Annotated in this window: 2 protein-coding genes; one reads left to right on the top strand and one right to left on the bottom strand. The window is 51.9% G+C overall.

Annotated elements, in window-relative coordinates; genetic code table 11:
- Positions 1-23: 23 nt before the first annotated feature.
- Entirely contained in the window at positions 24-2,282 is a 2,259-nt protein-coding gene (gene katE / locus FDW87_RS14715; protein WP_137352116.1) for a catalase HPII, read from the bottom strand.
- Positions 2,283-2,497: 215 nt separating this feature from the next.
- Here katE and cedA point away from each other — a divergent pair.
- A partial coding sequence (gene cedA / locus FDW87_RS14710) for a cell division activator CedA (protein WP_252363194.1) occupies positions 2,498-2,699 on the top strand: 202 nt, incomplete at its 3' end.

Genomic DNA, 2,699 nt, shown 5'->3' with positions numbered 1-2,699 from the left:
GGCGCATAATGCGCCGCATTTTTTTAGGCAGGGATCGTGTCGATTTTTCCGGCGCGTGACCAGACGCGGTGCGCAGTCATTAGCGTCAGCAGGGTATCCATAAACTGTGCGTCTGCACTGTCTGCCTCCACCACGCCTTCTTCTCCTTCAGTTTTGATATCCAACGTTGCTTTAAACTGACGCGCATCGCCAGCCAGTGCGATAGGTTTTAAGTGCTTATACGCTTCGAGTAAGTAATATCGGGCATCACCGTTCATAGAGATATCTGCGATATTGCCACACGGAACGATAACCGCATCGACGGTCAGCGATGGTGAACCCGCAAAGGTACCGGCGATTGTCAGGACGGAACCATCATCGGCAACCACATTACCCATTCGGGAATAGAGCAGTTTGGCGTGAACGCCTTTGGCCTGTAAGGCTTGCATGATGGCAAGCAGGTCGCCCGATTTCACCTGATCATTAAGTAGAATGGCGACCACGCGGCCCTTAATCTCACCTTGCGCACCCGCATATAAACTGAGTGACGGCGCACTTTTCAAACCATTCACGTTGGCCGGTAGGGCGATTTTGGCCTGTTCCTCGGTTAGCTCAAAACCGAGATTATCGGCAACCGCCTCGGCGAGGGCTGTATCAATATGGGCTAACTGTTCGACCACTCTTTCCCGAATATAGGGGCGCGTAACTTTGCTGAGTTCGAAGCTGAATCCGCCGATAATATGCTGCTGTTCAATTGGCGTCTGACTTAGCCAGAACAGGCGAGGGTGCGCATAGTATTCGCCAAAAGAGGGGCTACGTTCGCGGATTTTGTTTCCTTCAATCCGTTCCTGATACGATTCAAATCCACCGCGTTTTGGCCCCGGCGGCGTTTCACGCGGCCAGTTATCATTGATGGAATTAGGTTCATAGTTGGCCGGGTTGGTATCGATGTCCATACGATGCATACCGTCACGCTGGAAGTTATGGTACGGGCAGGTCGGGCGATTAATCGGGATTTCATGGAAGTTGGGCCCGCCCAGGCGGCTGATTTGGGTATCGGTATACGAAAACAAGCGGCCTTGCAGCAAGGGATCGTTGGTAAAATCGATACCAGGGACGATGTGTCCGGGATGAAAAGCGACTTGTTCATTTTCGGCGAAGAAATTATCCGGATTACGATTCAGCACCATTTTACCGACGCGTTGCACCGGAACCAGCTCTTCTGGGATCAGCTTGGTCGGGTCGAGCAGGTCAAAATCGAACTTGAATTCGTCTTCTTCAGGAATGAGCTGCAGCCCCAGTTCGTATTCCGGATAATCGCCTGCTTCAATAGCTTCCCACAGATCGCGGCGATGAAAATCGGGATCACGACCGGTAAGTTTTTGCGCTTCATCCCATACCAGCGAAGCTTTGCCCGCCAGCGGTTTCCAGTGAAAACGGACAAAGGTGGCTTTCCCTTGCGCATTTATCAACCGGAACGTGTGAATGCCAAAGCCTTCCATCGTGCGATAGCTGCGTGGAATACCCCGGTCAGACATCGCCCATATAACGTTGTGCAACGTTTCTGGCTGTAACGAGACATAATCCCAAAAGGTATCGTGGGCGCTTTGACCCTGTGGGATAGCCCAATGCGGCTCCGGTTTTACCGCATGGACGAAATCCGGGAATTTATGGGCATCCTGAATGAAGAAGACTGGCGTGTTGTTTCCCACCAGATCGAAAATGCCCTCTTCAGTATAAAATTTGGTCGCAAATCCTCGAATATCTCTGACCGTATCCGCTGAGCCTGCGCCGCCCTGAACCGTAGAGAAACGGACAAAAACCGGGGTGATTTTATTTTCATCACTCAGAAAGTCCGCTTTCGTCGTCGCGCTGAGGCTGGCATAGGGCTGAAAGTAACCATGAGCGGCCGAACCTCGGGCATGTACGATCCGCTCCGGGATGCGTTCGTGATCAAAATGGGTGATTTTTTCCCGCAGGATAAAGTCTTCCAGCAGAGTTGGCCCACGGTTTCCTGCGCGCAGAGAGTTCTGATCGTCCGCGATGCGCACTCCCTGATTGGTTGTCAGAGCAAAATCTTCGCTGCCTTTGCGAAAACTTTCCAGCGCGTTGAGTTTGTCACTTTTGGTGTCAGGCGCTTTTAAGCTGCCGGACGTAGTGGGCTGCATGCCAGGTGGTGTGGGTTCAGGTGTTGGCCGATGTGAACCGTCTGCTGGCGCCAGTGAGTCAAGTCCTGGCTGGGATTCGCTGGCATCATGAACCGGCGCTGAGTGATGGAGTGGGTGCTTATCATTCTGTGACATTAAACTCGTCTCCTGTTTTCATCGCTTAAAGGTCGTTGTTGCCGTCAAAAGCTTTAACTATAGACCACTTGCTCAGTGGTGCAGGAACTGACCGAGGGCGTAAAGCGCGATGAACCAGGCAAACAGCGCACGCAAGGCAGGACGTCAGGAGGCAAAATCGGCTAAGATAGCCGTTTTCTGATTTTTAGAATTAGTCTTTAGTGAAGCAACTGATTATGAAACCTCTTCGCCAACAAAATCGTCCGGTAATTAGCTATGTTCCTCGCGTGGAGCCAGCCCCACCAGAGCATGCAGTTAAAATGGATGCGTTTCGTGACGTATGGATACTGCGCGGAAAATATGTCGCTTTTGTCTTAATAGGGGAGGCGTTTCAGCGTTCACCTGCATTTACGGTCCCGGAATCAGCGCAACGCTGGG

Origin of the sequence: Citrobacter sp. wls826, assembly GCF_005281245.1 — a bacterium.
GTDB lineage: Bacteria > Pseudomonadota > Gammaproteobacteria > Enterobacterales > Enterobacteriaceae > Citrobacter > Citrobacter braakii.
This window is presented reverse-complemented; position numbering and strand designations above follow the sequence as displayed.

What these genes read in the sequence shown, in the direction of transcription:
- katE (WP_137352116.1), bottom strand. Translation starts at nt 2,282, where the DNA reads ATGTCACAGAATGATAAGCACCCACTCCATCACTCAGCGCCGGTTCAT.